The sequence below is a fragment of the Saccharopolyspora elongata genome, from assembly GCF_004348985.1.
In the GTDB taxonomy this organism is placed as follows: Bacteria; Actinomycetota; Actinomycetes; order Mycobacteriales; family Pseudonocardiaceae; genus Saccharopolyspora; species Saccharopolyspora elongata.
Genome location: NZ_SMKW01000186.1, coordinates 1 through 3971, shown reverse-complemented (window position 1 = coordinate 3971; position 3971 = coordinate 1). Strand labels below are relative to the sequence as shown.

The window sequence follows — 3971 nt, the reverse complement described above, 5'->3', positions numbered from 1 at the left end:
GCTCGACCAACCGCCACCGCGCCACCCGCCACGACGTCGGACGAATCCTCGCCACCGGCCAGGCCTACCAACGCCCCACCCACCACAAGACAGGCACCAAACCCAGGCGCAAGGGTTAAAGATCAAGATAGAGCCTGTTTCGAAACTCGCTCTGCGTGGCGGTGCGGGTAGCGGAACCTCAGGGGCCTTCTCGCTGTGGGATCCCCGACATCATGAATGCCAATTCACCACGTCGGGGCTGTCCTCGCGAGAAGACCCCTGAGAACCCGCAGCGGTGCCAGCTGCGAGGGCGGGCTAAGCGGCTGCGCCGCTTCAAAGAAAAAACCCCGCGATACCACACCTCACACCACGACATCCAAAACAGCCTCTATAGCCCGAGCGTTCGGCACCGGTCCGGCTCGCTTGACGGCCGCTGCCACGAACATCGGCAGTGCGAGGAAGAGCCGGTCGGCCTCCGCCCGCGCACGCTGCTCGGCCATCCAGCCGTCCGCCTGCTCGCGCGTGATGGCGCCGGTGGAGCGGGCTCCTGCGGCGAGTCCGGTGAGCATGGGCAGCATCGACTTCCCGGTGAACACGCCGGTGCGCACCTCGACCGCCACGTCGTCGAACGCGGCGTCCAGCAGCAGGTTCCGGTAGCGGCGGGCGGCGCGCGGACTGGTGATCAGGTCGGCGCGGGCGTGCACGATGGTCCGGGTGAGGACCGGATCGTCGGCGTCGATGAGGATGTCATCCCAGTCCTGGCCCAGCAGCACGATCCGCCCACCGGGTGCGAGAACCCGGCGCGCTTCCGCCAAGGCCCGCTCCGGCTCGGCCAGTTCGTGGAACACCTTGTCGGCCCGGTAGCCGTCCACCGAGGCGTCCGCCAGCGGCAGTTCGCACGCCCCGGCGACCCGGAAGTCCGCCTCGGGCCACCGGTCGCGGGCGACGGCGATCATCAGCTCGTCCGGGTCCACGCCGATGGCCCGCACACCTCGTTCGGCCAGCTCCGCCACGGCACGTCCGGCACCACATCCGACGTCCACCGCCGACCTTCCGGGGCCGACGCCGAGCAGGTCGTAGGAGAGGGCCCGCAGTTCCGCAGCGCCCGGCAGCCGGTCGGCCGCGTCGAGCCGTGCGATGAGGTCGTCCGTCGATTGCTTGATCATGGCACCAGGCTGCGTCTTAATGTCGGCATGAAGTCAAGCGAGCACGAGCCGATGAGCATCGGTGCCCTCGCCAGTCGCTTCGGCCTGGCCACGCACGTCCTGCGCCATTGGGAGGACATGGGGCTCCTCGCCCCCGCACGCGACGCAGCCGGCCGCCGCCGCTACGACACCGCCGACCTCACCCGCGTCGCCGTCATCCTGCGCGCCAAGGAGGCCGGGCTCTCCCTCGACACCATCCGTTCGCTGGCCGGCACCGGCGATCCCGTGAAGCGAAGGGACATCCTGCGGGAGGAGGCAGCGGCTCTCCGCTCCCGCATCGCCGCCGCGCAAGCGTCCCTCGAACTCATCGACTGCGCCCTCGGCTGCGATCACGAGGACGTCACCCGGTGCGCCCACTTCCAGCAGGTGGTGGCAGATCGCATCGCCGACTGAGCGTGGCTCGGCCCGACGGTGCTACGGCTCGGCGGGAAGCTGGACCGTTACCGCGAGGCCGCCGGCCGGGAGGGATTCCGCCCGGACCCGGCCGTGGTGGGCCTTCGCCGCCGCTTGGACGATCGACAGGCCCAGGCCCGCGCCGTTCCTGGCCGTGCGCTGGACGCCGGCCCGGCGGAAGGGCTCGAAGAGCGATTCCACCTGATCGTCCGGAATCCGCGGCCCGGACGACGCGACCCGCAGAGTCGTCCACTGTGGATCACTGCCGGTGCTGATCTCCACCCAGCCGCCATCCACGTTGTGCCGCACCGCGTTCTCCAGCAGGTTGCCCGCGACGCGCTCCAGCAGCGCCGGATCGCCGACGGCGAAAGCCGGTTCCTCGCAGCACTTGATGCGCAGTCCGCGCTCCCGCGCTTCCTGCTCCACCGCACGCAGCGCGCGGCCCACGAGCTCCGTGAGGTCCACCGGCTCCCGCACCGCCAGCTCCACGCCTTCGGTGCGGGCCAACAGCAGCAGCGCCTCCACCAGCCGCTCCGCGCGGGCCGTCGCTTCGCGGACCACATCGGCCATCCGCCGCAGCTCCGCCTCATCGGCGTCCGGGTCCGACAGCGTGACGTCGAGTTCCGTGCGGATCACCGACAACGGCGTGCGCAGTTCGTGACTCGCGTTGGCCACGAACCGGCGCTGCGAGTCGAACGCCGCCTGCAACCGGTCGAGCATCGCGTCGAAGGTGTCGGCCAGCTGGGCGACTTCATCGCGCGGGCCGCTCAGCGCGATCCGCTCGTCCAACGACTCCGCGGACAACCGGTGCGCCGCGGCAGTCACGTCGTGCAGCGGGCGTAGGACCCGGCCGGTCACCGTCCACGCCAGCAGCGCGGCCGCCAGAACCACTGCTACGAAGGCGAATCCGCCGATCAACAGCACCTGCTGCCGCGCGGAGTCGCGCAGCGCCTCTCCCAGCAGCTCGGCGGGCACGTCCACACCGTGCACCCGGACCAGCGTCCCGGCGGGCAGCCGGGGCACCGCGGCGACCACGTTGCCGACCAGCATCCAGCCCAGCCACAGCAGCAGCCCGCTCACCGCGGCGACCAGGGCCGTGGCCAGCAGCGTCAGCCGCGTTCGCAGTCCCGGACCACGGCGGGTGATCGATCGGGCGGCCGCACGCATCGGCTCAGTCCCGGGTGTGCTCGGCGCCGCCCGCGGACGGCACCCGGTAGCCGGAGCCGACCACGGTTTCGATGATGCCCGGCTCCCCCAGCTTCTTGCGCAACGTCATCATCGTGACCCGCACCGTCGTGGTGAACGGGTCGGCGTTCTCGTCCCACACCCGTTCCAGCAGTTCCTCGGAGCTGACCACGCCGCCGCCGGCCGACAGCAGCACCTCCAGCACGCCGAACTCCTTGCGGGTCAGCTCCACCTCGCCGTTGCGCCGGTGCACGGTGCGCCGCGCGGAATCCAGCTCCAGCTCCAGCGCGGTGAGCAGCGGCGGCTGCGCCGGCGTGGCCCGCCGCCCCAGCGCCCGGACCCGGGCGATCAGCTCCGCGAACGCGAACGGCTTGGCCAGGTAGTCGTCGGCGCCCAGGGACAACCCGGCGACTCGGTCGGCGACGGTGCCGCTGGCGGTGAGCATCAGCACCCGGGTCAGCTCGCCGGAGGACACCAGCCGGCGGCACAGCTCGTCGCCGGACATGCCCGGCAGATCGCGGTCGAGCACCAGCACGTCGTAGCGGGTGATCGACGCCTTCTCCTGCCCGCTCTCGCCGTCGTAGGCGACGTCCACGGCCATGCCTTCCCGGCGCAGCCCGCGAGCTATCGCATCGGCCAGCGGCTTCTCATCCTCGACGACCAGGATTCGCACCTGTTCACCCTGCCACAGCCCGGCGGCGGAGCCGGGACGGCGTGACCGGTCGGTCGCGGGCCCGTTCCGCCGAGCGGACCGCGTCAACGCCGTCGGCCGGGGCCGGGAGGAAAAATCCTCCCGAAATCCGGCAAATCCAGTGAACCGATTCGACCGTCGTGCGTCCAACGGAAAAGCGATCAACGCACCGCTGGAGGATCATGCCCGGCAAACCGAACCAAGCGCCGGAACCGGATGACGCCGCAGGGCGCGAGGTGACGCCCGAGGAGGACGGGCGGCAGGTCGGCGAACCCGACCCCCCGGACGGATCGTCCGCGGAAACCGCACCAGGCGAGGACACCGCGGCCGGACCGGATGAACAGCCGGCGGGTGAACCCGATCAACCTGCCGCCGCTTCGGAAGCCCCCGAGCCGGGTCCTCCCCCGGCCGCCCAGGGCGCGCCGTTGCCGCCGATGCAACCGGTGCAGGGAGCTCCGGTGCCGATGGCCCCGATGGCGCAGCTGCCGATGCCCGCGGGAACTCCTTATCCGCCACCC

At 71.4% G+C, this 3971-nt stretch carries 4 protein-coding genes and 1 pseudogene; 2 read left to right on the top strand and 3 right to left on the bottom strand.

Translation table 11 applies throughout. From position 1 onward, the window contains the following. Positions 1–341: 341 nt before the first annotated feature. A complete protein-coding gene (locus E1288_RS46085) occupies positions 342–1145 on the bottom strand; it encodes a methyltransferase domain-containing protein (protein WP_132495633.1) in 804 nt (267 codons plus the stop codon). 27 nt (positions 1146–1172) lie between these two features. Between E1288_RS46085 and E1288_RS46080 the strand changes: the two genes are divergently transcribed. Continuing rightward, positions 1173–1577 (top strand): MerR family transcriptional regulator, encoded by a 405-nt coding sequence (locus tag E1288_RS46080; protein ID WP_132495631.1) that lies wholly within the window; start codon positions 1173–1175, stop codon positions 1575–1577. A 21-nt stretch (positions 1578–1598) separates the two neighbouring features. On the opposite strand, the gene E1288_RS46075 is transcribed toward E1288_RS46080, so the two are convergent. Further along, on the bottom strand, positions 1599–2744 hold the full coding sequence (locus E1288_RS46075) for a sensor histidine kinase (protein WP_132495629.1): 1146 nt from the start codon (positions 2742–2744) through the stop codon (positions 1599–1601). Between the two features lie 4 nt (positions 2745–2748). Beyond that, complete coding sequence (locus tag E1288_RS46070; RefSeq protein ID WP_132495627.1) at positions 2749–3435, bottom strand: response regulator transcription factor; 687 nt, start codon at positions 3433–3435, stop codon at positions 2749–2751. Between the two features lie 200 nt (positions 3436–3635). On the opposite strand from E1288_RS46070, the pseudogene E1288_RS48450 reads away from it, so the two are divergent. Continuing rightward, positions 3636–3971, top strand: a pseudogene (locus E1288_RS48450) (hypothetical protein); the annotation flags it as partial.